The 25,722-nt window shown below is 61.8% G+C and carries 19 protein-coding genes and 1 tRNA gene; 10 read left to right on the top strand and 10 right to left on the bottom strand.

Annotated features, from left to right (window positions below; translation table 11 throughout):
- Nucleotides 1-38 precede the first annotated feature (38 nt).
- The gene (locus L5849_RS07425) at nt 39-1,355 is read left to right on the top strand and encodes an SPOR domain-containing protein (protein ID WP_236925024.1); all 1,317 of its coding nucleotides are present in this window, start codon (nt 39-41) and stop codon (nt 1,353-1,355) included.
- A gap of 67 nt (nt 1,356-1,422) precedes the next feature.
- Here L5849_RS07425 and L5849_RS07430 read toward each other — a convergent pair whose 3' ends face one another.
- Together L5849_RS07430 and L5849_RS07435 are read right to left on the bottom strand one after the other, a co-directional pair.
- Nucleotides 1,423-2,652, bottom strand: a complete 1,230-nt coding sequence (locus L5849_RS07430; RefSeq protein WP_236925025.1) for a dihydroorotase family protein — start codon at nt 2,650-2,652, stop codon at nt 1,423-1,425.
- The gene (locus L5849_RS07435) at nt 2,649-3,674 is read right to left on the bottom strand and encodes an aspartate carbamoyltransferase catalytic subunit (protein WP_236925026.1); all 1,026 of its coding nucleotides are present in this window, start codon (nt 3,672-3,674) and stop codon (nt 2,649-2,651) included. The genes L5849_RS07430 and L5849_RS07435 overlap by 4 nt, the downstream gene beginning before the upstream one ends.
- Nucleotides 3,675-3,777: 103 nt before the next feature.
- On the opposite strand from L5849_RS07435, the gene sppA reads away from it, so the two are divergent.
- The gene (gene sppA / locus L5849_RS07440) at nt 3,778-5,661 is read left to right on the top strand and encodes a signal peptide peptidase SppA (protein WP_236925027.1); all 1,884 of its coding nucleotides are present in this window, start codon (nt 3,778-3,780) and stop codon (nt 5,659-5,661) included.
- 68 nt (nt 5,662-5,729) lie between these two features.
- Nucleotides 5,730-5,804, top strand: a tRNA-Val gene (locus tag L5849_RS07445).
- 93 nt (nt 5,805-5,897) lie between these two features.
- Here the strand turns inward: L5849_RS07445 and L5849_RS07450 are convergent.
- The 4 genes from L5849_RS07450 to L5849_RS07460 all read right to left on the bottom strand — a co-directional run bounded on the left by L5849_RS07450 (nt 5,898) and on the right by L5849_RS07460 (nt 11,686).
- Nucleotides 5,898-7,385 carry a reverse transcriptase/maturase family protein gene (locus L5849_RS07450; RefSeq protein WP_236925028.1) on the bottom strand — a complete coding sequence of 496 codons (1,488 nt, stop codon included), beginning with the start codon at nt 7,383-7,385 and terminating at the stop codon, nt 5,898-5,900.
- 560 nt (nt 7,386-7,945) lie between these two features.
- Nucleotides 7,946-8,071, bottom strand: coding sequence for a hypothetical protein (locus tag L5849_RS15930; protein ID WP_255704040.1), 126 nt, complete (start codon nt 8,069-8,071; stop codon nt 7,946-7,948).
- A gap of 97 nt (nt 8,072-8,168) precedes the next feature.
- Nucleotides 8,169-9,089, bottom strand: coding sequence for a helix-turn-helix domain-containing protein (locus L5849_RS07455; protein ID WP_236925029.1), 921 nt, complete (start codon nt 9,087-9,089; stop codon nt 8,169-8,171).
- A 269-nt stretch (nt 9,090-9,358) separates the two neighbouring features.
- On the bottom strand, nt 9,359-11,686 hold the full coding sequence (locus tag L5849_RS07460) for a TonB-dependent receptor (protein WP_236925030.1): 2,328 nt from the start codon (nt 11,684-11,686) through the stop codon (nt 9,359-9,361).
- A gap of 135 nt (nt 11,687-11,821) precedes the next feature.
- Here L5849_RS07460 and L5849_RS07465 point away from each other — a divergent pair, with 135 nt between their 5' ends.
- Genes L5849_RS07465 through L5849_RS07495 form a run of 7 tightly spaced genes read left to right on the top strand, consistent with a single transcriptional unit; the run spans nt 11,822 to nt 20,535 of the window.
- Complete coding sequence (locus tag L5849_RS07465; protein WP_236925031.1) at nt 11,822-12,772, top strand: nitronate monooxygenase; 951 nt, start codon at nt 11,822-11,824, stop codon at nt 12,770-12,772.
- 5 nt (nt 12,773-12,777) lie between these two features.
- Nucleotides 12,778-14,274: a carotenoid oxygenase family protein gene (locus L5849_RS07470; RefSeq protein ID WP_236925032.1), complete on the top strand. Its 1,497-nt coding sequence runs from the start codon at nt 12,778-12,780 to the stop codon at nt 14,272-14,274.
- A 1-nt stretch (nt 14,275) separates the two neighbouring features.
- Nucleotides 14,276-15,967, top strand: a complete 1,692-nt coding sequence (locus L5849_RS07475) for a class I adenylate-forming enzyme family protein (protein WP_236925033.1) — start codon at nt 14,276-14,278, stop codon at nt 15,965-15,967.
- A gap of 4 nt (nt 15,968-15,971) precedes the next feature.
- Nucleotides 15,972-17,201 carry an acetyl-CoA acetyltransferase gene (locus L5849_RS07480; protein WP_236925034.1) on the top strand — a complete coding sequence of 410 codons (1,230 nt, stop codon included), beginning with the start codon at nt 15,972-15,974 and terminating at the stop codon, nt 17,199-17,201.
- A gap of 4 nt (nt 17,202-17,205) precedes the next feature.
- Complete coding sequence (locus L5849_RS07485; protein ID WP_236925035.1) at nt 17,206-18,366, top strand: acetyl-CoA C-acyltransferase; 1,161 nt, start codon at nt 17,206-17,208, stop codon at nt 18,364-18,366.
- A 20-nt stretch (nt 18,367-18,386) separates the two neighbouring features.
- Nucleotides 18,387-20,105 (top strand): phenylacetic acid degradation protein PaaN, encoded by a 1,719-nt coding sequence (gene paaN, locus L5849_RS07490; RefSeq protein WP_236925036.1) that lies wholly within the window; start codon nt 18,387-18,389, stop codon nt 20,103-20,105.
- A complete protein-coding gene (locus tag L5849_RS07495; protein ID WP_236925037.1) occupies nt 20,095-20,535 on the top strand; it encodes a lipocalin-like domain-containing protein in 441 nt (146 codons plus the stop codon). Before paaN ends, L5849_RS07495 begins: the two co-directional genes overlap by 11 nt.
- A gap of 117 nt (nt 20,536-20,652) precedes the next feature.
- Here L5849_RS07495 and L5849_RS07500 read toward each other — a convergent pair whose 3' ends face one another.
- The 4 genes from L5849_RS07500 to L5849_RS07515 form a co-directional block, all read right to left on the bottom strand.
- Nucleotides 20,653-21,975, bottom strand: a complete 1,323-nt coding sequence (locus tag L5849_RS07500; protein WP_236925038.1) for a DUF1254 domain-containing protein — start codon at nt 21,973-21,975, stop codon at nt 20,653-20,655.
- Nucleotides 21,972-23,198 carry a sulfotransferase gene (locus L5849_RS07505; RefSeq protein WP_115416053.1) on the bottom strand — a complete coding sequence of 409 codons (1,227 nt, stop codon included), beginning with the start codon at nt 23,196-23,198 and terminating at the stop codon, nt 21,972-21,974. The genes L5849_RS07500 and L5849_RS07505 overlap by 4 nt, the downstream gene beginning before the upstream one ends.
- Nucleotides 23,199-23,221: 23 nt before the next feature.
- A complete protein-coding gene (locus L5849_RS07510; protein ID WP_236925039.1) occupies nt 23,222-24,337 on the bottom strand; it encodes an aromatic ring-hydroxylating dioxygenase subunit alpha in 1,116 nt (371 codons plus the stop codon).
- A gap of 186 nt (nt 24,338-24,523) precedes the next feature.
- A complete protein-coding gene (locus tag L5849_RS07515; RefSeq protein WP_236925040.1) occupies nt 24,524-25,687 on the bottom strand; it encodes an acyl-CoA dehydrogenase family protein in 1,164 nt (387 codons plus the stop codon).
- Nucleotides 25,688-25,722: the final 35 nt, after the last annotated feature.

The raw sequence follows: 25,722 nt of genomic DNA on the forward strand, positions 1-25,722 counted from the left end.
GCTTCAACGACGTGGGATCGCCTTCGAGGGGGTTAAGAATGAGCATCGAGACGAAAGCCAGAAACAAGCGGTTCGTCCAGCTCGCCGTGACCACGGCGCTGGCGACTACCGCACTTACGGCATGCACCGGCAAGACCGCACCCAGCCACGCCTATTCGGCGGAGCACGCGGAAAAGGCACTCGCAAAGGGCAAGGCTTCCAAGGCCGTGCAACATGCCGAGGCAGCGGTCCTCGCCAATCCGCGCGAGGGCTATACCCGCACATTGCTGGCCAATGCCTATCTCAAGGACGGCCGCTTCGCTTCCGCCGCGAGTACCTTCGCCGAAGCGATCGAGCTCGGCGATACCGCGCCGCGTACGATCATCAGCTATACGCTGGCGCAGATCGCCATCGGCGATCAGCTCGGCGCCCTGACCACTCTAGATCGCTTCGAAAGCGCGCTCGACCCGGCCGATTTCGGTCTGGCAATCGCTCTCGCGGGCCGCCCGGACCAAGGTGTCCATGTGCTGAGCAACGCCCTGCGCGCTGGCCAGAACACACCCAAGGTCCGGCAGAATCTCGCCTATTCTTACGCATTGCAGGGGAACTGGCGCGCTGCACGGGTTATGGCAGCGGAGGATGTGCCCGCTGGCGAGGTCGGCGACCGGATGGCCCAGTGGGCCGCCATGGTGCGCCCGGAAGCGTTTACCGCCCGCGTGGCAAGTCTGCTGGGCGTGACGCCCCAGGCAGATCCCGGGCAGCCGAGAATGCTCGCGCTGATCAATCACCCGAGCGTGGATATGCTGGCCGCTCGGGACGCTACCGAGCTTGAACCCGTTACCGAAGTCCCGGCACGCGGCTTCGCCTTTGCAGGGGAACTGCCCCCGGTCGAGTCCGAGAGGGCAAGCGACGACAGCGCAGATGCGGCCCTCGCCGATGCAGCTCTCGTACCCGTCGCCGGGAGCACTCGCTTCGTAGCGAAAGAGATCGTACAGCAGACGCCCGCTTCTACCCCGAAACGCGCGGCTTCCCCTTCCCGGACGACCAGCCCCGCGACGTCGGCACTTGCCGCCGGGGGCGACTACAATGTCCAGCTGGGCTCCTACTTCTCGATGTCGGATGCCAACGAGGCATGGAAGCAGTTCCGCAAACGCTATCCCGAACTGGAAGATGCAGAGCGCGTCATCACCAAGGCGCGCGTGAACGGAAAGATCTACTACCGCGTGGCCGCCGCCGGTTTCGCCAAGGCGGCTGCGCAGTCCATGTGCAGGACGGTCAAGGGCAAGGGTGGCGGGTGCATTGCCTATGCATCGGCCCGTCCGCTCCCGGGTGCCATCGACGTGGTCAAGAACGACGTACGGGTCGCAGCGCGCTAACAGGCGCATCCACCGTACCATCGAGCGACCCCGTCCGGAGCGATCCGGGCGGGGTCTTTCGTATCGCCTAGCTGTCGATCCGGACTCCGCCCTTGTACAGGCTGGTGACACGGCCCTGGGTAGGCTGTCCGTCGAATGGGGTATTGCCCGCAGTCGCTTCCATTCGGGCGCTCTGGATAACCCAGGGCTTGTCCGGATCGATCACCGCGATGTCCGCCTCGAATCCTTCGGATACCCGGCCGGCTTCGACGCCGAGTATCTCCGCGGGTTTCGCCGCGACGAGTTCGAAAGCGCGGGACATATCGATCACCTCGTCGCGCACCAGCGACAGGGTCATCGCCAGCAGCGTCTCAGCCCCGGCCATTCCGGGCTCGGCGTCGGAGAACGGCAGGCGCTTGTCTTCCGGTCCGCGCGGGTCGTGACCGCTCGCAATCACGTCGACGGTTCCGTCGGCGATTGCCTCACGTACAGCTTGGCGATCATCCTCGCTGCGCAAGGGAGGCGACAGGCGGGCGAAGGTACGAAAATCGACCGTCGCCAGATCGGATAGCATGAAGTGCGCGGGCGTGACGCCGCAGGTCACACCGACTCCGCGCGCCTTCGCATGGCGGATGATATCGAGCCCCGCCCGCGTCGTCACTTGGCGGAAGTGAATCCGGGCACCGGCCATTTCCGCCAGCGCGACATCGCGCATCAAGGCGATCGCTTCCGCCTGTGCTGGCGCGCTGGGCAAGCCCCGGCGCGTGGCGAATTCGCCAGCGGTTGCCACTGCCTGACCAACGAGAGCGGCATCTTCGGCATGCGCGATCACCACCATGTCCAGCATGGCGGAGTATTGAAGCAGGCGGAGCATCACGCCCGAATCGGCTATCCACTGGCGCCCGGTTGCGACGCCGCGTGCCCCGGCCTCGCGCATCAGAGCCAGTTCGGCGATCTCGCGCCCCTCCAGGCCGCGCGTCGCCGCGGCCAGCGGGTGGACCCAGAAATCGGGCTTGCCGCTCTTCGAAATGTACGAAACCCGGCTCGGCAGGTCCAAGGGCGGCGACTGATCGGGCATGAGTGCCGCCCGCGTAATTCCGCCGAAATGGAAGGCCGGCTTGTCCACGGCAAATACGCCGAGATCGACCAGGCCCGGGCCGACCAGCTTACCGTCGACGTCGATGACTTCATCGCCATCCCGCACTTCCGCGCCGACCGTGTCGATACGCCCGTCGACCAGCCTCACACAGCCGTCGACCAGCCCGCCGGATGTGACCAGCTTGCCGCCGACGATGGTACAGGGCCGCAATTGCTTCATGCTGCCTCTCCCCAGCCATCCACACCACGGGCGCGGCGCGTAAGCACGTCGAGGGCTGCCATGCGGATCGCCACTCCCATTTCGACCTGGCGGGTAATGATCGAACGATCGATCATATCGGCGACCTCGCTGTCGATCTCAACGCCTCGGTTCATCGGCCCCGGATGCATGACCAGCGCGTCCTTGCCCGCGCGGTCGAGCCGGGTCTTCGTCAAGCCGTAGAGATGGTGATATTCGCGCGCCGAAGGGATGAACTGCCCGCTCATGCGTTCGGTCTGGAGGCGCAACATCATCACCACATCCGCCCCGTCAAGCGCGGCGTCGAAATCGTGGTAGGCCTCGGCCCCCATGGTTTCGATCCCGGCGGGCATCAGCGCGGGCGGTGCACACAGGCGCACTGTCGCGCCGAGCGCTTGCAGACACAGCAGATTGGACCGTGCCACGCGGCTATGCAGGATGTCCCCGCAAATCACGATCTTCAGTCCGGTGAAATCCTCCGCCGTTTCGCCGCGATCGCGCAGGGCGTGACGCAGTGCCAGGGCATCGAGCAGCGCCTGCGTGGGATGTTCATGCTGGCCGTCGCCGGCATTGAGAACCGGGCAATCGACCTTGTCGGCGATAAGCTGGGTCGCGCCGCTCGATCCATGACGGATCACGATCGCATCCGCGCGCATGGCGTTGAGCGTGATCGCCGTATCGATCAGCGTCTCGCCTTTTTTTACGCTCGACTGCGCAGCGTGCATATTGACGACATCGGCGCCCAGTCGTTTGCCCGCAATCTCGAAGCTGAGCAGTGTGCGGGTCGAATTCTCGAAGAAGGCGTTGATCACCGTGAGGCCCGAAAGCAGCTCTTCATGCTTCGTCGGCTGCCGGTTCAAAGCCACCCATTGCTCCGCCTCGTCGAGAAGGAAGAGGACCTCATGCCGTTCCAGCTGACCGATACCGATCAGGTCGCGATGCGGAAAGGCGAGCGCACCCGCCGGGTAACGGGCCTTGTCGGGCGAGGATTCCGTCGATGTCATTGAGGCCACGCCCTTAGTCGACGTCTATCGACCGCTCAAGCGCTTTCCAGTGGAAATGCGGCGCCTGTTTCCCTAACCCGGAGGGAATAGGAGATTTTCGCATATGGGTTTCGCCGGAAAAGTATGGCGCCTGCTGGTCGGCATCAAGGACGGGCTGGTCCTGATCTTCATGCTCTTGTTCTTTTCCGCGCTGTTCGCGATTCTTACAGCCCGGCCCAGCCCCGGAGCCGTCCGCGAAGGGGCGCTGGTGATGGATTTGTCGGGCATCATCGTGGAAGAACGTAGCAAGGTCGATCCTTTCGCGGCGCTCCTGTCACAGCAGGCGCCCATCGGCGAATTCCAGGCACGCGACGTCGTCCGCGCGCTCGACGCCGCCGCCGCCGACAAGCGGATTGAGGCCGTGGTGCTCGATCTCGAAGGGTTTCTCGGCGCTGGCCAGGTCCACCTGACCGAAGTCGGCGCGGCCTTGGATCGCGTCCGCGCCGCCGACAAACCTGTCCTCACCTATGCCACCGCCTATACCGACGACTCCATGCTCCTGGCCGCCCATGCGAGCGAGGTCTGGCTCAATCCGCTGGGCGGGGCCGTGATCGCCGGCCCCGGCGGAGATATCCTTTTCTATAAGGGTCTGCTCGACAAGCTTCGGGTCAATGCGCGAATCTACAAGGTGGGCGAGTATAAAAGCGCCGTCGAACCGTACGACCGCACCAGCCTGTCCGAGCCCGCGCGCGAGAATTACAGCGCGCTGTTCGCCACATTATGGGAAGAATACCGCGCCAATTTCAAGAAGGCCCGCCCCGGCGCCGATATCGAACGGGTAACGACTCGGCCGGTCGAATGGGTAGAGGCCGCACGTGGCGATCTCGCTACGGCGGCGCTCGAGGCAGGCCTCGTCGACAAGCTCGGAAGCCGCGCGGATTTCGATGCGCGCTTGGTCGAACTGGTGGGCGAGGACGACTGGGGAGACGGCCCCAATGCCTATCCCCACACCTCGCTCGGCGCGTGGTTACAGGACAATCCGGCTCCCACTTCGGGCAGCGCCATAGGTGTCGTTACCGTGGCAGGGGAGATCGTCGATGGCGACGCCGGACCGGGCATCGCCGGTGGCGACCGGATCGCCGATCTGCTCGACGAAGCGCTCGACGACGATTTGAAAGCCCTGGTAGTGCGAGTCGATTCACCCGGCGGCTCGGTCCTGGCGAGCGAGGCGATCCGCGAGGCGATTCTGCGCCACAAGGCGAAAAACATCCCGATTGCCGTTTCGATGGCCAATGTCGCGGCCAGTGGCGGCTATTGGGTATCCACGCCCGCGGACCGCATTTTCGCCGAACCGGAAACGATCACGGGCTCGATCGGCATTTTCGCCGTCATCCCGACCTTCGAGGATACCGCGGCCGAGATCGGAATCACCACTGACGGCGTGAGCACGACGCCGCTGTCGGGCCAGCCCAACATCATCGGCGGTTTCACGCCGGAGGTGGATGCCATCGTCCAGGCTTCGATCGAGAACGGGTATGAGGATTTCCTCAGCCGTGTGGGCAGCGCGCGCAATCTTTCGCGCGATCAGGCCGACCGGATCGGCCAGGGTCAGGTATGGGATGGCGGCACCGCGCGGCAGCTCGGGCTCGTCGACCAATATGGCGGATTGGACGAAGCCCTGGCCTGGGCCGCCCAGCAGGCCAATCTGGAGGACGGCGACTGGCATGCGCAATATATCGGCACCGAGCCCAGCCCCGCCGATACGCTGCTGCGTAGCCTGCTGATCGGGGAAGGCGAAGAAGCCGCGGAAGGGCGCGATGTCGCCGGGCTGATCGCGATGCGCCAACAGGCGCAAATCGCCCGCATCGAGGCCGATGTCGACCGCCTGATGGGCGCGCGCGGGATGCAGGCGATGTGCCTCGCCTGCCCTTCGGTCAAAGACCGCGTCACCAGCCCTGCCCGGCTCGACGGTCTGCTGGCCAAGCTGGTGGCCCTCTTCGGACGATAGCAACGCTTGCAATGGCGCCCATCGCGGCGTAAAGGCGCGCCCCTGTCCGGTGCACCAGCACCACGGACGGGCGCGTAGCTCAGTGGTAGAGCACACCCTTCACACGGGTGGGGTCGCAAGTTCAATCCTTGCCGCGCCCACCATCTTTTCAGATACTTAGCTGGATAGATGGCCCCGCCGGCTCGATCAGGGGTATTTTCGGGGTAGCGATTCAGCCGCGATCCTCCGCGTACGACCTAGCTCAAATTTACCTCCCCGGACGCTTCGCTCTTCGCCTTCCGTTGCAACGCCTTCTCGATCTCCTGATCGACTCTAATGCGCGAGTGGCGCCTCAAGCGCGCGACCTGTCCGGTGATCTTCTTTCCCAACGGGCCGAACTCCTCTGCGGCACGCATTACATATGTCCAGAAGGTCCAAGTCCTCGCAGTCGAGGCTGGCTCGAAGCCTTCCACCCTACCAAACCGCTTCGAGAATTGCTCGAAGTTGAACATCTGGCAGAGCTCAGCGTACGACTTCCCAGGATAGCGCCTAACCGTTGCCTCAGAGTGGTTGCGCGCCACAGATGCAACCTTGCGATAAAGGTTCGACACGGTCGCATCGCGGAGAAAGACGTTCCGGCCATCATAGCGAAAGCCGAGATACTCAAGCCCGTTCTTCCCTTTGCCGGCAACCAGCTCGCAGCGCTGACCGTCATCTTCTTGGACATAACGCACCAACGAAGACTTCTCCGGCTTGATCACAAGCTCATCGCCAAACTTCCGTATGCGCTCGGGCAATTCGTCCATGACGCGGCGCGCTTCTGCCTCATCCACTGGCAGGATCAGGAGAATGTCATCGGAGTACCGGACGTAGGTCCCTCCCAAGCTGGTAGCCAGCGCGTTCATCTCGACATCGAAGTCGATCAAATAGAGGTTTGCCAGCAGGTCGGAAATCGGCGCACCCTGTGGAATGCCGTGAGGCAGGTCATTGGGAATGACGAGCGATTCATATTGACCGTTCTCCCCAAGGATTTTCTGCCTGAAATCATGCGGTGAGCACAGCTGCGTGGGAATATCTCTGTAGGGGACCAAGTAGCCCTCGATGGGATGCCCACCCTTGGTAAAACTCTTCACACCATAGAACCCGAGGCGACGGTAGGCGGCAACCCGATCCACGACACGGTACTTCGTGATATTCTTGAAGACAGCAAAATGATCCGGGGGGAGACGCTCAACGTCCAGCAATCGGCACCAAAGTGCCTTCAGCCTCTCATGGTCGATTGACTCGAAATAGTTGCTGATATCAACGGCGATTCCGTGGCAGTCGCCCAATTCCCGTATGCGAGCGACAGCTTCTTGAGCGAACTGGATATTGCACTTCCCTCTCCGCGCATCGCCTTCGGTTGGAATGCGACGGTAGGCGACGGGACAATGCGAAATGCCCAAGCGCTCGAGCTCGGCCTCGTATGGACCGCTGAGCAGGTGCCGATAATAGGCGAATATGTACGCGTCCCGGCGTGCGGCATATCGAATAGGCCGGTCCTTGGGCTTGGGCCGGGCTTTGCCGCTGTCCCGCCCCGGCCGGAACGGTTGCCATCGCTTCGTGTAACGCAGCAACGGGAAGAAACTGTTCTGGGCAACCCGCGTAGGGCTCGTCACCAGCGCTACAATTTCATCGGGCTTCAGCACTTGATCGAAGTGCGGATAGCGTTTGAGGTCGCTAGGCTTTAGCTGCCAGTCAGTCATCTTGCCCCCCTCAACGAGAGGGGGCGGAAGCAACCGGTTCCATCCGGTTATCGCTACCGCCCCGCACCGTTGGCAACGAGCTGGGCAAGCCCCGCTCTGTCTGGAAGTACTTCGACGAAGTCGAGTATGCTGTCGCCGTCGCGGCTATCGCGTGTATCGCGATGGTCGTCTGGCGGGCGATCCGATCCTCGGCGTCCAACGGAGTTGCCTCAATGACTATCCGCTTTCAGCTTCAGCTCGCGATCATCCTTTACAGTCATAACGCGCTACTCTGCTCCCCTAGTGAACAGATTGCATGACTTTGAGCAAGCAGGGCGAATCAGTCAAGCAGCTGCAAGCTATTACTTGGGGGATATCCCCATCACACCGCGTAGGGGCTGGTTTCGCTCGCCCGATTGGCGCACGGACCGCACAGCCGATGATGCGAGCCCTCGCTCTCGAAGGGCTTGCGGCATCGGAGGCAAGGCCGGGTCTCGGTCGGCATGGGCTCACCATGCACGTCCCGGCGCTTGCGCCCCATGTGTGTCAGGCCCGCGTTGCTCAGCTTTCCGAGCCACGTCCTATATCTGTCGCACCTCCTCGACCGTGAGCACACGTTCACGCGAGACATAATCGAGCTCCGGTCGCTGCATCCCGGCGAGCGGGTCGGCGGCGATCAATCCCCGGTCCGCTGCCCAATCGAACATCCGGGTAGGTGCATAGGCCTACATCGCTCAGCCTTGCATCAGCGGATGAGGGGCGTTCATCCAGCAAGTGGCGGTCATCTCGACAGCGAGATCGGTTTCACGCGGTCTGGAAGGTAACTTCGTCCAATTTCAATGGATGCCCGCAATGATCGCACGCCATCACCATCTCCAGCGGATTGTCGCACGGCTTGTGCGAGAGCAGCAAGGGAGGGCCTTTCGCGTCGGCGTAGTAGCGGTCCCCCCACTGCAGTAAGGAAAGGATGACCGGGTAGAGCGCCCTTCCCTTGGCGGTCAGCCGGTATTCCTGCCGTGGAGGGTGATCGGTGTATCGCCGCGAGGTCAGAATGCCCGCCTCCATCAATTCGGAGATGCGGCCCGACAGGATATTCGGAGCCATCTGCGTATCCTGCTGGATCTGTTCAAAGCGATGAAACCCGGAAAACATGGCTCGCACGATCAGGGTCGACCAGCGATCCCCGAACAAGGCAATGACCGTATCCACCAGCGCGGCTTTGTCGCGGCGGCTTGTCACACCCTTCGAGGGACGCCGCCGCGCGCTGTAATGCGGCACGACCTGGACAAGGCCCGGCCCCGGTTTCCAATCGACATCTCGCGGGTCGATCTCCTGGCCGCAACAGGAACAGTTTGCATGCGGTTCCACCACATGGCCGCAGCTTGCATGAACCAGTTGGACGGAAAAGCCGCGTTGCCCACTCTCCCATTCGTGCTGCCAACCGACCATGGCGAGCGCAACGGGAAACAATGCGCGCCCTTTCTCGGTCAGGTGGTAGCGGCTGTGCCGCTTGTGTTCCACAGGTCGCTTCGACAGACATTCCTCGGCGACCAGTTTTTTCAGGCGATCACTCACCACGGAGCGCGGGACGCCTGTTTCTTCGACGAAGCTCTGAAACGTCTTGGTGCCGAGAAACGCCCGTTCCATTATCAACAGGACCGGGACATCGCCGACGACCTCCAGCGCACGCCATATCGAGCACGCCCTGATCGTTTCCTGCTTCATTTCTGCCTCGATGCGCTCAATTGGTGTTGTTCATTCTCTTTGCACGAGAGGATCGGCAATAGCCTGGTAGGCTGACAAACTCACTCCGTCGATATACGCATCGGCTGCCACTGGAGGGGATGCAAGCTTTACACCGATCATCTCCGTCGCCGGATTGCCGTAGGCACCCTCGGGGTAGTCCCGGGACCTCATAGGTATCCTGCCCGCAGTCTGGCGGGGGAGACCCGCCAGACTGCGGGTGGCACTGGGGCGAGGCCGGCTTTCATGTGTCAGAATGTCAGATCGAATTGCAGTGCGATATTGCGCGGCCGATCATAAATGGCGTTGTAGGCGATGCCCGTCCCGCCCGTGATGGTGGTGGCCAAGGGCAAGGCGCCGGCAGTCTGCATGATCCGCTCATTGGTGAGATTGCGGCCGATCAGGGCAATCGTCCAGTTGTCATCGACATGGCCGAGCGAGAGCCGAGCGCCCATCTTCACATAGCCATCTTGCTTCGTACGCGGATCGAGGTTGGCCGCGGCAATGTAGCTGCTCGAAAAATCGGCGTTGAGATTGACGCCCAGTTTCAGATTGCCGCCGATCTCGTGATTGAAATCGCCGTTGAGATTGCCTGACCATTCCGGCGTAAGGGCATTGCGCTTTCCCGAATAGCTGCAGAAGCCGCCATTATCCGGCACCTGCTGGAAATAGCACTGGCCGAGCGGAAAATCGGTGAATTCGAAATCGAGATAGGCGACTGCCGCGCTCAGGGTGAAGTGCTCGTCCAGCGCCCAGCGCATGTCCGCCTCGACACCCTGCGTCGTCGCGCCCGAGGCGTTCTTGACGTTGAAGTTGAGTACGCCGTCGAACACGTTGGTCTGCAGATCGCTATACTTCGTGCGATAGGCCGAGAGGTTAAACGCCAGGTCGCGGGTCTGGTATTTCAGCCCCACTTCGACGTTGTCGGCCCGCTCGTCACCGAACTCGAATGCGCCGGGTGAAGCGACGGTGGTCGAGCCGGGCAGCGAATTGCCGCGAGCGTCGAAACCGCCGGCCTTGGATCCGCGCGCGAACGACGCATAAAGCATCAAGGCGTCGGTCACGTCATACTGAATATTGGCCATCGGGTTGAACGAGCTTTCGCTCAGCTTGCCCGATATGGTGTGCGCCTCGATGTTAAGGGCACGGAACGTTCCGATCACGACCGGGTCGATGATCGGCGGGGTGGCGGCGAGGCTGAGCGGCCCGCGATTGATCTCGAGGGCGCGGCTACCCGTCTTGCTCTCGTGATTGAAACGGGCTCCCACGGTGATACGCAGATCGTCGGTGAGAGAATATTCGCCCTGGGCGAAGACGGAATACAAATCCGACTTTTGCGAATAGTCGCGGTCGTTGGAGGTGTCACCCAACGCCCTGAACGGCGTTCCGAAGAAGAACGGATTGAACTGCACGTGATCGGTCACGCCCAGCTTGGTGTTCTGGTAATAGACGCCGGCGATGTAGTTGAAAGCCCGATCGCCCGGCGAGGCGATCCGCAGTTCCTGCGAAAACTGGCGATAGTCTTCCGATTGGGCAGTGCCGTCGAGCAAGGGCAGATTGGTGAAGTCGACGTCGATCGTCTCCTCGACATCGTAGTCGAGATAGCCCGTCACCGAGGTAAGCGTATGATCCCCCAGCTCCAGATTGGCGTTGACCACAGCGTTGAATATCTTGTTGCGGCTCTCGTAACCTCCGTCGGCCCGGACATAATCCTCATCCGTTTCCACGAATAGCGGCCCCGCAAATACAAGGCTGTAACTTCCTGCCGGACCGAATGCCTCGCGCGGCTGCCCTTTCGTCTTGAAATCGGCATATTCGACCTTCAGGTCGGCTGACAGGGGGCTATCGTCCTCGAAAGCCAACATCCCGCGCACGAAGGCTTCGCGGACGTTGGGTTCGTTGCGATCCTGCCGCGTATTGTAGAAGTAGCCGTCCATGTCGCGGTAGTATCCCACGACGCGCGCGCCGACCGTGTCGGAGATCGGCCCGGAAACGACGCCCGTAACACGCGTTTCCTCATGCTCGAATTCGTAGCTCGCGCTGAGCGATCCTTCGAAATGGTCGGTCGGACGGCGGCTGACGACATTTACTGCGCCGGCAATGGCGTTCTTGCCGAAAAGCGTTGGCTGTGGCCCGCGCAGGACCTCGACCCGCTGCAGATCGACCAGAGGCATGCGGCTCAACTGGTCGCGCCCGTAGTAAATGCCGTCGACGAACATTGCCACGGATTGCTCGAAGCCCTTGTTGTCGCCCGAGGCGATGCCGCGAATGGCAATGCGGTTTGCGATGGCCGTCTGGGTGATCTTGAGATTGGGGATCGACGACGAGACCGATTCCAGATTGGCCTGGCCATAGGACTCGATCGCTTCACCGGTAACTGCCGAAATAGAAATCGGAACGTCGGAAAGCCCCTGTTCGCGTTTTTGCGCCGTGACAACAATGACGTCCAAACCACCGGCCTCCTCGACATCCTCGGCCCCGTCACCTCCCGTGGCAGCCACGGGATTGTCTTGCGCAAGGATATGTCCCGGTGCTGCGAAAGCGGTCCCGGCCAGCAGAATTTTGACGATTGATCTCATGACTCTCTCCCCGTTCTGGACTGTTGCGATGCGCCCGTGTCGGATCGACTATTGCAACTGCCGATGTAGTATGTTTATACAAGTTAGTATGACTACGCAACTCTCAACACGCGGTTTTCTCAAAGGAGCGATCTGGTGAACAGGCTCCCAGCCCGACTGACGCGCAAATTGCGCATCCCGGCGATTGCCGCGCCTATGTTTCTCGTATCGGGACCGGACATGGTCGTCGCCGCATCGCGTGCCGGCATGATCGGATCGTTCCCTACGCCCAATGCGCGGACGCCCGAGATTCTCGACCAGTGGCTCGGGACAATCACCGACGCTCTCGGCGCCGACCCGCAAGCGGCGGCGTGGGCGGCGAATCTCGTGGTGCACCCTTCGAACGATCGGTTGTCCGCGGATCTGGACCTTGTGGTCCGGTACGAGGCCCCGCTGGTCATCACCGCACTGGGCAGCCCGAGCCGGGTAGTTGATCGGGTCCATGGCTATGGGGGCCTGGTATTCGCGGACGTCAACTCGGTCGGCTTCGCGCGAAAGGCGGCGATGGCTGGAGTCGACGGGCTGGTGCTGGTAGCATCGGGTGCCGGAGGACACACCGGACAGACCGCCGGATTTGCCTTCGTCGAGGAAGTTCGGCGCTTCTGGGATGGGCCGATCGTGCTGGGTGGAGCGATTTCGACCGGGCATGCAATTCGTGCTGCGGAAATATTGGGGGCGGACCTCGCCTATCTCGGGACGGCGCTGATCGCCTGCCGGGAAAGCATGGCTGCGGATGCGTACAAAAACATGGTGGTCGAAGCGGGGGCCGAAGACGTCGTGCCGTCGAAGGGCATAACCGGCGTAACTGCCAACTGGCTTAGGCAAAGCCTGATCGACGCGGGGCATGATCCCGACAACATGCCGGAGGACAAGAAGCCCAATTTCGAGAATGCACAGGACGACGCCAAGGCGTGGAAGAACGTGTGGTCCGCCGGCCAGGGTGTCGGCGCAGTTGAAGCCATCGAGCCTGTCGGTGCAATCGTTGAGCGGTTGCAAGACGAATATCACATCGCGGCGCAGATGCCGCCGTTCCAGATCGAGGAGTGAGACGAATGCCTGCGGAACTGGTTGAAACGATCAAGACTACGATCCAGCCCAACGATCATCCCTATATGAAGGGGGCTTGGCGGCCGACATTCAACGAATGGAATGCGACCTTTGCCGATGGCGAGGCCGAGGTGATCGGCGAGATCCCGAAAGATATCGACGGGGTCTATGTTCGTACTGGTGAAAACCAGATTCACGAACCGATCGGGCGCTATCATCCTTTCGATGGCGACGGTTTCGTCCATTCGATCAGTTTCAAGGATGGCAAGGCGAGCTATCGCAGCCGGTTCGTGCGCACCAAGGGCTTCGAAGCCGAAAAGGAGGCCGGGCGCTCGCTATGGGCCGGACTGATGGAGCCACCGCACAAATCCACACGCCCCGGCTGGGGTGCGCAGGAATGGCTCAAAGACAGCTCCTCGACCGATGTCGTGGTACATGCGGGGAAAATCCTCTCGACCTTCTATCAATGCGGCGAGGGATATCGCCTCGATCCGTTCACCATGGAACAGTTCGGCACCGAAGGCTGGGTGCCGATTGACGGAATTTCCGCTCACACCAAACTCGATGAAGCGACCGGCGAGCTGCTGTTCTTCAACTACTCGAAGCATGCGCCCTACATGCATTATGGCGTGGTCGGTCCCGACAACAAGCTGAAGCACTATGTTCCGATCCCGCTGCCCGGGCCGCGGCTGCCGCATGACATGTGCTTCACCGAAAACTACTCGATTCTCAACGACATGCCCTTGTTCTGGAACGAGGAATTGCTCGAACGCAACATTCATGCGGTCGAGTTTCATCCGGAAATGAAGACCCGTTTCGCGGTTATCCCGCGCTATGGTCAGCCGGAGGATATCCGCTGGTTCGAAGCCGAGCCGACCTACACCTTGCACTGGCTCAACGCCTACGAGGAAGGCGACGAGATCGTACTCGACGGATATTTCCAGGAAGAGCCGCAACCCAAGAGCTATCCCGACGCGCCCGACGGGCTCGAAAGGATGATGGCCTACCTCAGTCAGGGCCTGATGAAGCCCAAGCTGCACCGCTGGCGCTTCAACATGAAAACCGGCGAGACCGTGGAGCAACGCCTGGACGACCGCATCCTCGAATTCGGCATGATCAACCAGAAATACGCCGGGCGGAAATACCGCTATGCCTATAGTGCGATTCCGGAACCCTATTGGTTTCTGTTCAAGGGAATCGTGAAACACGACCTCGAGACCGGCGAAAGCTGGAGCTACGAATTGGGCGAAGGCCGTTACGCCAGCGAAAGCCCTTTTGTCCCCCGCATCGGCGCCAAGGACGAAGATGATGGCTACATCATTTCCTACGTCTCCGATGTGAATGCGGACCGATCCGAATGCATCCTCCTCGATGCGAAAGATATCGAGGCAGGTCCGGTCTGCCGCATCATCCTGCCGGAAAGGATCTGTTCGGGTACGCATTCGACCTGGGCCAATGGCAGCGATGTCGGCATGCCGGAAAACAGCGTGCTCGCGGCCTGATATGGTCACGGCGACGAAGGACAAGCGGCAGCTTTACCGCGAACAGGGCTGGTGGGGTGACACGACCCTAGCGGATATGTTTCGCGCCAATGCCGGAATCCATCCCGAACGGCTGGCGCTCGTGGACCCGCCGAACCGCGCCGTTTTCGCATTCGGAGAGCCGCAGCGGCTAACCTATGCGCAAATGCTTGCGGAAACCGAGCGACTGGCCGGTGCCCTGCTGGCGAATGGCATTGGCAAGGACGATGTGATCATGGTCCAGTTGCCCAATATCAGCGAGTTCGTGAACCTGTATTTCGCCGCCGCGACGATCGGCGCGGTCGTGAGCCCGGCGGCGGTCCAGTATCGCAGCCATGAACTCTCGGAGATGTATCGCATCGCCAAGCCGAGTGCATTCGTCTGCGCAACCCGCTTCAAGGGCAACGATCATCTCTCGACCGCGCGCAAGGTGATTGGCGCGGGGTGCCAGATCATGACCTTCGGGCCTGATGCGCCCGATGACGCGGTCGATCTCAGCGCCGCCCGGGCCGACCCGGGATTGCTCGCGGCACATCGCAAGACACATCGTGTCGACGCCGACGATGTATTCACGATCTGCTGGACGTCAGGCACCACCGGCACCCCTAAAGGTGTGCCGCGCAGCCATAATCACTGGATTGCAATCGCACCGGGGACGTACCAGCCTTCGGGGCTACGGGATGGCGACGTGATGCTCAATCCCTTCCCGCTTATCAACATGGCCAGCATCGGCGGGGTGACGATGAGCTGGCTGCGCGTCTGCGGCACCATGGTGCTGCACCACCCCTTCGATCCGCAGGTATTTCTCGGCCAGATCGCGACGGAACGCCCGCAATTCACCATCGCGCCGCCTGCCGTGCTCAATATGCTGCTCCAGAACGAGGAGCTGCTGGCGAAGGTGGATCTTTCCAGCCTGCGTACTATCGGTTCAGGGTCGGCCCCGCTGGCCCCATCCATGGTCAGCGGCTTTCAGGAACGCTTTGGAATCATGGTCGTCAACCTGTTCGGCTCGAACGAGGGAATGTCGCTCGTCACCGGCCCCGAGGCGGTTCCCGATCCGGTCGAGCGCGCCAGCTATTTTCCGCGCGAAATGGTGCTGGAGCCGATGCTGGGCGGCACCGCGGCGGCAATGGCCGAAACGCGGCTGGTTTCAATCGGTGACGGCAGCGAGATCACCGAAATGGGCGTACCGGGAGAGCTGGAGATTCGCGGGCCGTCAGTGTTCGAAGGCTACCACGACGCGCCCGAGCAAACCGAGGCGGCATTCACCCAAGACGGGTTCTTCCGTACCGGCGATCTTTTCGAGATCGCGGGCGATGGGCGTTTCTATCGCTTTGTCGGTCGCTGCAAGGATCTGATCATTCGCGGCGGTGTGAATATCGCTCCGGAAGAGATCGATCAGTTGCTCGGCGGGCATCCGCTATTGGCGGAGGCCTGTGCCTTCTCCCTGCCCGATCCGGTGATGGGGGAGCGAATTGGGCTGGCCTATGTGCCGCGCGAAGACCGGGAAATCACACTCGAGGAGGTTACGGACTTCCTGCGCGAGAAGGATCTGGCCGTGTTTAAACTGCCGGAGCGGATGTACCGCTTTGAAGCCCTGCCGCGCAACGTCACGAACAAGGCGATGCGCAGCGAGGTGCGCGAGCATGCCCTTGGATCACGGGAAGGAGCATAGCGATATGACTGGCGAAGTTTTCGTTCTGGGGGGAGCGCAAAGCGATTTCGCGCGGAACATGGAACGCGAGGGTAACGGCATGTTCGACCTGTTCCGTGAAGTGGCCGAGGCCTCGTTTGCGGCGACCGGTGTCGAGCCCGCCGAAGTGGACACCGCGCATGTCGGCAATTTTGTGGGCGAACTGTTTACCGGGCAAGGTCAGCTCGGCGGCTTCTTCGGTCATGTTCATCCCGATTTGGCCGGTGTCCCGGCATCGCGGCACGAGGCTGCCTGCGCATCGGGCAGCATCGCTATCCTGGCCGCATCGGCGGAAATCGAGGCCGGACGCTACGATCTCGCGCTCGTGCTCGGGATCGAGCTCATGCGCAATGTACCCGGGCAGATTGCGGCGGAGCATCTGGGGGCGGCGGCGTGGGTCGGGCAGGAAGCGAACGAGGCTCGCTATCTGTGGCCCTGGATGTTCTCCAAGGTTGAAGAGGAGTACGAGAAGCGACACGGAATCGACCGTGCCCACTTGCGCGCGATCTCGGAAAACAACTTCGCCAATGGCAAGCGCAATCCCAATGCGCAAACGCGCGGCTGGGCGATCACCGATGAGCATTTGGGAGAGAATGACGAGGTGAACCCGCGCATCGAAGGCCGGTTGCGCAAATCCGATTGCGGTCAGGTGACCGATGGGGCAGCGGCGATGTTTCTCGCCTCGCGCGCATACGCAGAAAAATGGGCGAAGCGTCGCGGCATTGCGCTGGAATCCGTGCCGCGGATCAAGGGGTGGGGCCACACCACCGCACCGCTCATGTATCAGCGCAAAATCAATGACAGCGAGGGACAGCCCTACGTTTTTCCCTTTGTCCGCAAGGCCATGATAGATGCACTGCGTCGCGCCAAGCTGGCAGATGTCTATGCGTGCGACGGTGTCGAAGTGCACGATTGCTTCTCGATAACCGAATATATGGCGATCGACCATTTCGGGATCACACCGCCGGGTGAAAGCTGGCGCGCGATCGAGGATGGCACAATCGCTCTCGGCGGAAAATTGCCGGTCAACGCATCGGGCGGGCTGATCGGAACCGGCCACCCGGTGGGCGCGACGGGCGTTCGCATGATGCTCGATAGCTGGCGGCAGGTCACCGGCAATGCCGGAGACTACCAGATCGATGGCGCGCGCAACATGGCGACCTTCAATGTCGGCGGCAGCGCTACCACCGCGTGCAGCTTCGTTGTCGGAGTCTGATGGCATGGAAGGCGTATTCATCCACGACGCGCTTCGTACCCCGCGCGGAAAAGCGAAAGAAGGCGGTGGGCTTGCCGCTCTCAGTCCGCAGGAGCTCGTCCGCCAGCAGATCGATGCCCTGGAGCAGCGTTGCGGCACACATGCACGCGCTCCCGATTCCCTCATGCTTGGCTGTGTTGGCCAGGCCGATGATCAGGGCGGACATATCGCGCTCATCGCCAAGCTGCATGCGGGGCTGCCTGACGATACCACCGCGATCTCGCTCAACAATTACTGCGCTTCGGGTCTGACGGCGATCGGGCAAGGAGCCAGCCTGGTCGCGAGCGGGCAAGCCCAAGGCGTGCTCGCTGGCGGCGTCGAATGCATGAGCCGCGTTCCCTTTATGGGCGACCGAGCAGCCTATTACAGCGATGCATCCCTTCCGCTCCGCGCGCGTTATATCCCGGTAGTGCTGGCGGCGGACCGATTGGCCAATGCCGAGGGGATCGAGCGAGAAGAACTCGATGCCGTTGCCCTCGCCTCCCAGCAAAAGGCCGCCGCTGCGGAAAATGATCCGGCGCTACAACGCTCGCGTATCGCAACCGGAACGCTCGATGGCGAGGAGTGTATACGCCCCGGCACGGATGACGAGTCTCTGGCCGGGATGCCGCCCGGATTTGGTGCCCTTCAAGAGCACTACGCCGAAGCCTTGGGGAATGAGCATTTCAAGCCGCTCCACACGATAGGGCACGCTCCGCCCGTCTGCGACGGAGCCGCCCTGGCTCTGGTCGGCAGGCGCGAACTGAGCGAAAGCCCGCGCGCCCGCATTGTCGCCTATGCCGAATGCGGGGGCGACCCTGCCGCTTCGCTTACCGCAGGGCTGGCCTCGATGGACAAGGCATTGGAACGCGCCGGCATGACGCTCGATGACATGGACCGGATCGAGTTCATGGAGTCCTTTTCGGTAACGATCGCCAAATTCCTGCGCGACCGCAGACCCGATCCGGCAAAGGTGAATGTCAGCGGGGGGCACATCGCCAAGGGGCATCCGCTCGGCGCAAGCGGCGCGATCCTGACTTCGACCCTGCTGGACACGCTCGACGCGGCCGACGGAACGCTCGGCCTGGTGGTGGTCACCGGCGCTTCGGGCACCGGCGCGGCGATGGTGGTCGAACGACTCAACTGAAGAGCTGATGGAATCCTGAAATGACCGAAACGCTTGAGCACCTCATCGCTCGCCATGCCACAACACTCGATGCAGCGATCGACGCTATCGAAACTCGCAAGAGCTGGAGCCCGTTTCGCGATTCTCCCAGCTCGAAATTTCATGCGCCGGGGAAACCCGGGGCTGGCAAGGCTGCATTCGAAACGCTGCTCGGCAAACCGTTCGACCTTCAGCAACCGGGCACAATCGGGCAGCTCGGTTCGGAGGTATCGCCCTTCACGCGGCAACCGCTGGGGATCACCTACCCTCAGGGCGATCCGGCTACGCTGGTCGAAGCGGCACAGGCGGCGATGCCGGCATGGCGCAAAACCGCATCGAAGGCGCGCATCGCCTTGTGCCTGGAGATGGCGGAGCGGATTTACGATCGCAATTTCGAGATGGCGCATTCCGTCATGCACGTCGCGGGGCAAAGCTACACACAAGCGTTCAGCGGCAGCGGTCCGAACGCGCTCGATCGCGGGATCGAGGCGCTGGCCTATGCCGCCAAGGCAATGCGCGACGTATCGCCTTCGGCCAGATGGGAGCGAACCTTCGGCAAGGAAGATGTCGTGCTCGACAAGCAATACACGCTGGTGCCGCGCGGTATCGGACTGGTAATCTGCTGCGCGTCGTTCCCGACCTGGAATGCTTATCCGGCGATGTTCGCAAGCCTTGCAACGGGCAACCCGGTAATCGTCAAGCCACACCCGATCGCGATCCTGCCAATGGCCATTGCGGTACAGGAATGTCGCCGCGTGCTGGCCGATTTCGGCTGCGATCCGAATCTGGTGACACTGGCGGTCGATACGGTGGAGCACCCGGTCGCACAGGAATTCATAGATCACCCCGCCGTTCAAATCGTCGATTTCACCGGAAGCCCGCGCTATGGCGGCCATCTCGAGCGAACCCTTACCGGCAAGCTGCTTTTCACCGAGACGGCAGGCATCAATTCGGTTGTCCTCGAAAGCTGCGAGGACCTTGGCGAGACAGCCAAGGCAATCGCGCGGGCAACCTGTCTGTTTTCCGCGCAAATGTGCACCAGCCCGCAGAACATCTATGTCCCCAGGGAAGGTTTCACGACGGCAATGGGACCTGTTTCGTTCGACGACGTGGCGCAGGCGCTGGTTGCGGCGGTCGACGAAATCGCAGAGCATCCGGCCATGGCCGCCGGGATCATGGGCGCTGTGCAGGCCGAGCCGAGTTGCGATATCGTTCGACGACTGGAAATAGAGGCTGAGGAACATCGCGCTGCAAAGGTGCTGCGCCGCCCCACCCCCTATGAACATCCGGACTTCCCCGATGCCCGCACAATGACACCGCTGATCGTCGCGCTCCCGGCCGACAATGCAGCGCTCTATGCCGAGGAACATTTCGGGCCGGTGATGTTTATCATCGCAGCCGAATCCGGTGACGACGCGGTCGAGGAAGCAACGCAGCTAGTGCGCGAACACGGCGCCATATCGTCCTACCTCTATTCGACCGACGAGGCTTTCATCGCCCGTTCGCTGGATGCCTATACGGTTTCGGGCATGAATCTTTCGATCAACCTCCACGGCGCGATGTGGGCGAATTTCGCAGCCGCTTATAGCGACTACCATGTGACTGGGCTCAACCCGGCCGGCAATGCCTGCCTTGCCGACCTTGCCTTCGTCGCCGGTCGGTTCCGCATCGTCCAGAGCCGCCGACCGGCCACGCGTGAGGAGGTGGCCGATGCCGCATAAACCGGAAGACTTCATCGGGGCATGGAAGCTGGTCGACTGGCGGATCGAATATGATGACGGCGGCGTGACGCGCCCGTTCGGAGAGCGGGCACAGGGCTATATCGTCTATTCGGCGGATGGCACGATGACCGCCAGCATTGCCAAAGGCGACCGGCAGAAATTCGGTATTGCCAATGCCCGCAATGCCGCTTCCGCGCAAAAGTCGGCCGCCTTCGACAGCTATTTCCACTATGCCGGCCCATGGCGGATCGAAGGGGAAGAGGTCGTGCATGAGGTCGCCATGTCGCTTAATCCCGACATGACCGGAACCGAACAGCGTCGGCTGGCGCAGTTCGACAGTCAGGGAGGGCTTATCCTGTCGGCTTACGAAGACATCGACCAGGGCAGATCCCGCCATCACATTTTGCAGTGGAGTAGCGCGGCAAAGTAGCGCTTCGAAACTTCGCGAAAGCTACCGACAGGTGGGGCCGCAAGTTCGATCCTTGCCGCGCCCCCATCATCGGCCGGGCCGGTCCTGCTGACGAGCCAGCCCGAGTGGTTTCCGGCGTTATCGAGCGCTATCGCCAAGCTGGAGCGGTGGCATCTCGTAACGGCCGTCCGATAGCTCCGCGCGGGGCTGATATGTCCGCATGAAGAGATGGAAGGGCGGCGATCCGGGTGGCGGACACGGCAGCCAGTTGCTGGTGCCGCTCGCCGGCCGCTCGTGCTGGATATGCAGTATCAGCGAGCCGTCGTCTTCATAGCGCAGGCCAGGGGTGCGATTGCTGATCGCATAACGATCTATCGGGTTTTCGACGAGCGACCAGTCATCTCCATACATGGTCAGCGACCAGAAGGCATCGACGGGCGGTGTCTGCCCGGGCGGGAAGATCAACACATAGCTCTTGTCGCCGCTCAGAAGCTCTCCGTCCGGCCCCTGTCTCAGCGAGTAATACAGGCCTTCTTGCGGGACGAGGCAGCCGGGGCCGAGTTTCGCGACCACCGCGCGATCGAGAGGGTCTTCGATCCGCTGCGTGATCCCGTAGCTGACCTGCCACCCGTTCACGTCGCGCGTGTCGATCAGCCATCCGGCCCTGCCGTGGATGATGGCGTTGGCTTCGCTCGCCGCCTGATCGAGCAGGTCGACCAATTCGCCGTCCCCCGATTGGCTCGGTTTGGCCCCCGGCCGGATGCCAAGCGCGGTAAGCTCTTCCAGAAATGGTCCGTCTTCTTCAGGTGGTGGGTTCTCAAGCAATCCGGCGCACAGCTCGTCGAAATATCGCGCTCCAAGCCGCGCGGGCTGCAAGATCGGAAAATTGTCGAACGCATCGTCGATCGGGCGGTTGGGATTGGTGATCCTGGGGAAATCCGACAGCCCGGTGAGGGATAACCCTTGCTGAACTCTGAGAGCCTCAGCCAGATCGTCGCGATCCACCACCATCACGCGCGTTATGACCAGAACGTGGTTCGTCGGCGCATCGACGCGGATTGCACCCTCTGGCAAATCCCCTTCCCAGCCCGGCCCGCAAATTGCAAACAGGCCCGGCGCGGTGCCGGTGGTCCGTCGGCCGATATAGGAAAAACTGTTGAGATAGGCATCGTTGAGCTGGACGAGATAATAGCGGTCGTGAGCCTCGGGCACACTCAGCAATTGCGGCTGCGTGGTCAGGTCGAGCCACCCTATTCCGTATAGAGTATCGACATTCGGCAAGGGAACCAGGCTTTGCGGAGTACACAGTTCGGGCGTGCCGAAGAGCTGGTTGAACGGTAGTTCGAGCCGTTCGGCGAGTTCCAGATACATGCGTGTCTGAACCAGCGGGATACCCCAAATGTAGGCATCGATGGCCAGTTGCTTGAGCATCGCCGGATTGTCGGCTTCCAAAACGGTCATGCGCCTCTCCCCTGAGTGACAAAACGGTCGATGTAGGTTGCAAAGCGCTCTCCGATGGCCTCCTCGTCGAGGCCGAATTGGTCGGCGCTGTAGTCGTTGCGGCCATGTTTGTGCTGCGGGTTCGCAGCTTCCCACCCGCGCAGGAGGGCGGCTTTTTCTGCACTCATCGGTATTCCGGCAGCTTCGGCCACCGCGATGGCTGCGCCAGCGGCGTCGCTCTTGATACGATCGTATGGCAGATCGATGATCTGCAACTCATCGCCCAGACGATCGCGGGTCTCGAGATAGCTATCGGTCGCGCGTGCCCACCAATCGAGCATGCAGGCGCCGACGAAATGCGGATCGGGATCGTTCACCAATGCCGACCAGAGGGTGTGGGTCAGCTTGGCTAGGGACGGGATCGAAACTCTCGGATCGCGGTGGCACTGAACGATGGTTGCCTTGGGGAAACACCGGAGCAGTTCTTCCAGCGATGCGATATGCTGAACGTTCTTGCTGATCCAGCGGCGCCCCCTGCGGCCACCGTCCTGCCATTGCAGGTATTGGTACATCCGCTTGAGGTAACGGTAATTGTCCATCCTCGGTCGCTGGATGACCCATTCGTAATACTGCACCGACGGCGCATAGATCGATGGCCACAGCCAGTCGTCGAATGTGGCATCGAACAGCAGGACGTCTTCTTCCGGCTCCTGCGCCGCCATGTGATGCGCCGCCGCCAGGTCGGCGTTCCCGTCCGAATGGAAGCCGATCGATGCCACCGCTGCTATGCGGCGGGTGGAATCATCGGCGCGCGTGCCCTCGAACGGGGCCGGATAGAGCATGCGCCACAAGGGCGTGCGCTGGACATCCTCATCGGGAAGCGCGGACAGGAGACGCTGCATCTTGGTCGTGCCAGATCGCGGCAGGCCGATGATTACGATGGGATCGTCGACGTCTTCCTCGAAAATTTCCGGATGGGCCGAAAAGTCCCGCTGGGTCCACAGGCGGTTTACCAGACAGCGCAGAATATTGCGCCGAAATGCCACTTCGCCGGATTGCGATAGATTGCCATCGGCCCTGACGCAGCGCAGCAGCATTGCGAGCGGTTCCAGAAAGGCGAGGTCCCCGAAATCATCGTATCCCGCAAGCGCCCGTGCTTCCGCGAGCAGAGCGGATACCTCGCCGTCCGGCGCGGCCATGGCGGCGCGGCGATCGCCCGATGCGGTTGCGGATTGACAGGCCATGCCGGTCGTTGCCCCAAGCACCGCTACGAGGCCTGTGCCATGGGCGGGACCTCGGTCGGAACCGCAGCCTGCGCGGCCTCGGCAACGGAACCATCGCGTTCGCGGTTGCGCGCCTTCTGCATGATTCCGCGAAAGATGGTGAGCGGCTTGTCGGCCTGGGTGGCAAGCATTGGCACGCCCGATTCCTCGTCGAGATTGGCGAATTGGGCTTCGATGATGACCTTGTCTTCCCTGAAGGCGTGATCCGCCATGGCGATCATCTGCTGCGCCATCGCCCTATCCCCGAATGCCGCCCCCGGCCCCCAACTGAACAGCGTTCGCGACCTACGCATATCGATCGGAGTGACCGACTGGCACGAATAATGGGCGAACAGTTCCTCATCGACCGGATCGCCCCAATTCGCGGCCTTTGCCGCTCCCGTCCGGTGGAACGAGGTGCGCATCAGGAATATTCCCGGGATGTGGAATTCATAGCATGACCGGATATCGACGGTGTCCGACGCCGATAGCTGCGGCAATGGCGGGATAGGGGGTGCCGCCTCGATCCAGCGCTCGACGCGAATGCCGCGATCGAGGAGCATGTGGCGAGGTTGGCGGTCGCTCCATCCCGTCGTCGCCCCGAAGGAATCCGCGTGGACGAAGGCGAGATGGGACAGGTCGAGCAGATTATCGTTTATCAGCTCGTAAGGCGCCTCGTAATCGAGCTGTCCGGAACTCTGCACCCATTCCGGATCGTCGAAATCGCAGACGGGCGGAATAAGGCCGGGATCGCAGGCATCGCTCTCGCCCATCCATATCCATACCCAGCCGCCTTTTTCGACAAGCGGATAGCTTCTTACGCAGCTCCTGTCAGGAATCCGGTCCTGCCCGGGAATCTCGACACATGTCCCGTCGGGGCTGAATTTGAGGCCGTGATACATACAGCGCAGGTCGTCGCCTTCGATCCGCCCGAGCGAGAGCGGTGCATGGCGGTGGGCACACCGGTCCGCCAGCGCCGCAAGATGGCCGTCGCTCCGGCGATACAACACCACGGGGTCGCCCGCGATCTTCCGACTTTCGATCCCGTCGGCGGGGAAATCGTGCGAGAAACCGGCTACGTACCAGCAATTCCTGACAAAACTGCTGCTGATAATTCCCATCGCCTATCGCTCCGCGAATGATGTCTCCTAGTCGGCCCCATCGGGTAGAGCATGCGTCACCCCCGCGCCGCCGAACCAATGAGCGAAGGGTTGGCGGTCCAGGGCTTTCGCTCAACTCGCCGGAAACTCGCTTTTGCTCAGCTTGGCGATCGGGTGCCAAGCAAGTTCGGCAGCCATCGAAGGTGCCTAACGCGGCAACTTGAGCAGATTGGCGATATTGTTGCGCTGGATGGCGGAGGAGCCCCCCAGGATCGGCATGACCAGAATGTCGCGCACGTAGCGCTCCATATCGAAATCGCGGACATAGCCGTAAGCGCCCATGATTTGCTGGCAGGTCAGGACGATATCGCGGGCGGTATCGCACACGAAGAGCTTGGCCATCGAAGTTTCCGCCGCGGCAGGCTCTCCCGAGGCGACCAGTTCGGCTGCGTTGTAGGTCATCAGACGGCAGGCTTCGAACTTGGTCTTCACGTCGGCCAGCATATGGCGAACCGACTGAATGGTGCAGATGGGCTTGCCGAACTGGACGCGCTGCTGGGCATAGTCCCAGGCATCGCCCACGGCGCCGCGGGCAATGCCGAGCGCCATCGCGGCAACCTCCAGCTTTTCGATGTCGAGGCCTGGGCCGACAAGCTTTTGCCACCCCAGCCCCAGGCCTTCCTCGCCTCCGACAACGTCGCTTACCGGAATCCGCACATCGTCGAAACTGACATCGAAGGTGCCCCCGCCCTTGAGCCCCAGCGTGTCCTGCGGCGTCAGCGTCACTCCCGGGGCGTCGGGCCTTATGAGAACCAGCGAGAGATTGCGGTATTTCTCCTCCGGCGAACCGGTGCGTACCAGTGCGTAGATATAGTCCGAGATCGCCGCGCCCGAACAGAACCGCTTTGCCCCGTTAACGACCAACTCGTCGCCTTCGCGCCGGGCGGTGGTGCTGACGCTGGCAAGATCGGCCCCGACATCCGGTTCGGTGAAGCCGTAAGCGAACATCAGGCCTTCCTGCGCGACCTTCGGCAGCAGCGTCTCCTTCTGTGCGTCGCTGGCCACTTCGCAAAGGTTGAGGCCGGCATAGCAACTCGATTGGATATAGGCGCACCCGACCGCCATGCTTCGCGAGCAAAGCTCCTCGATCACGAGGATCGTCGCGAGAATGTCGCGGCCCGAGCCTCCGTATTCCTCGGGTACGGTCAGGCCGGTGAGGCCGAGTTCGACCAGCTTGTCATGCACGTCGCGCGGAAAGCGGTTTTCCTTGTCCCAGCGCGAGACCCGATCGCGCGGCATTTCGTTCTCGATGAAGCGGCGCAAGGTGTCGCGCAGCATCGTCAGATGTTCATTGTCCTCGGACGGCGCCATTCTCTAATTCCCGATATTGCTTCGGGCCGACGGGA

It is taken from the genome of Erythrobacter sp. SN021, from assembly GCF_021864455.1.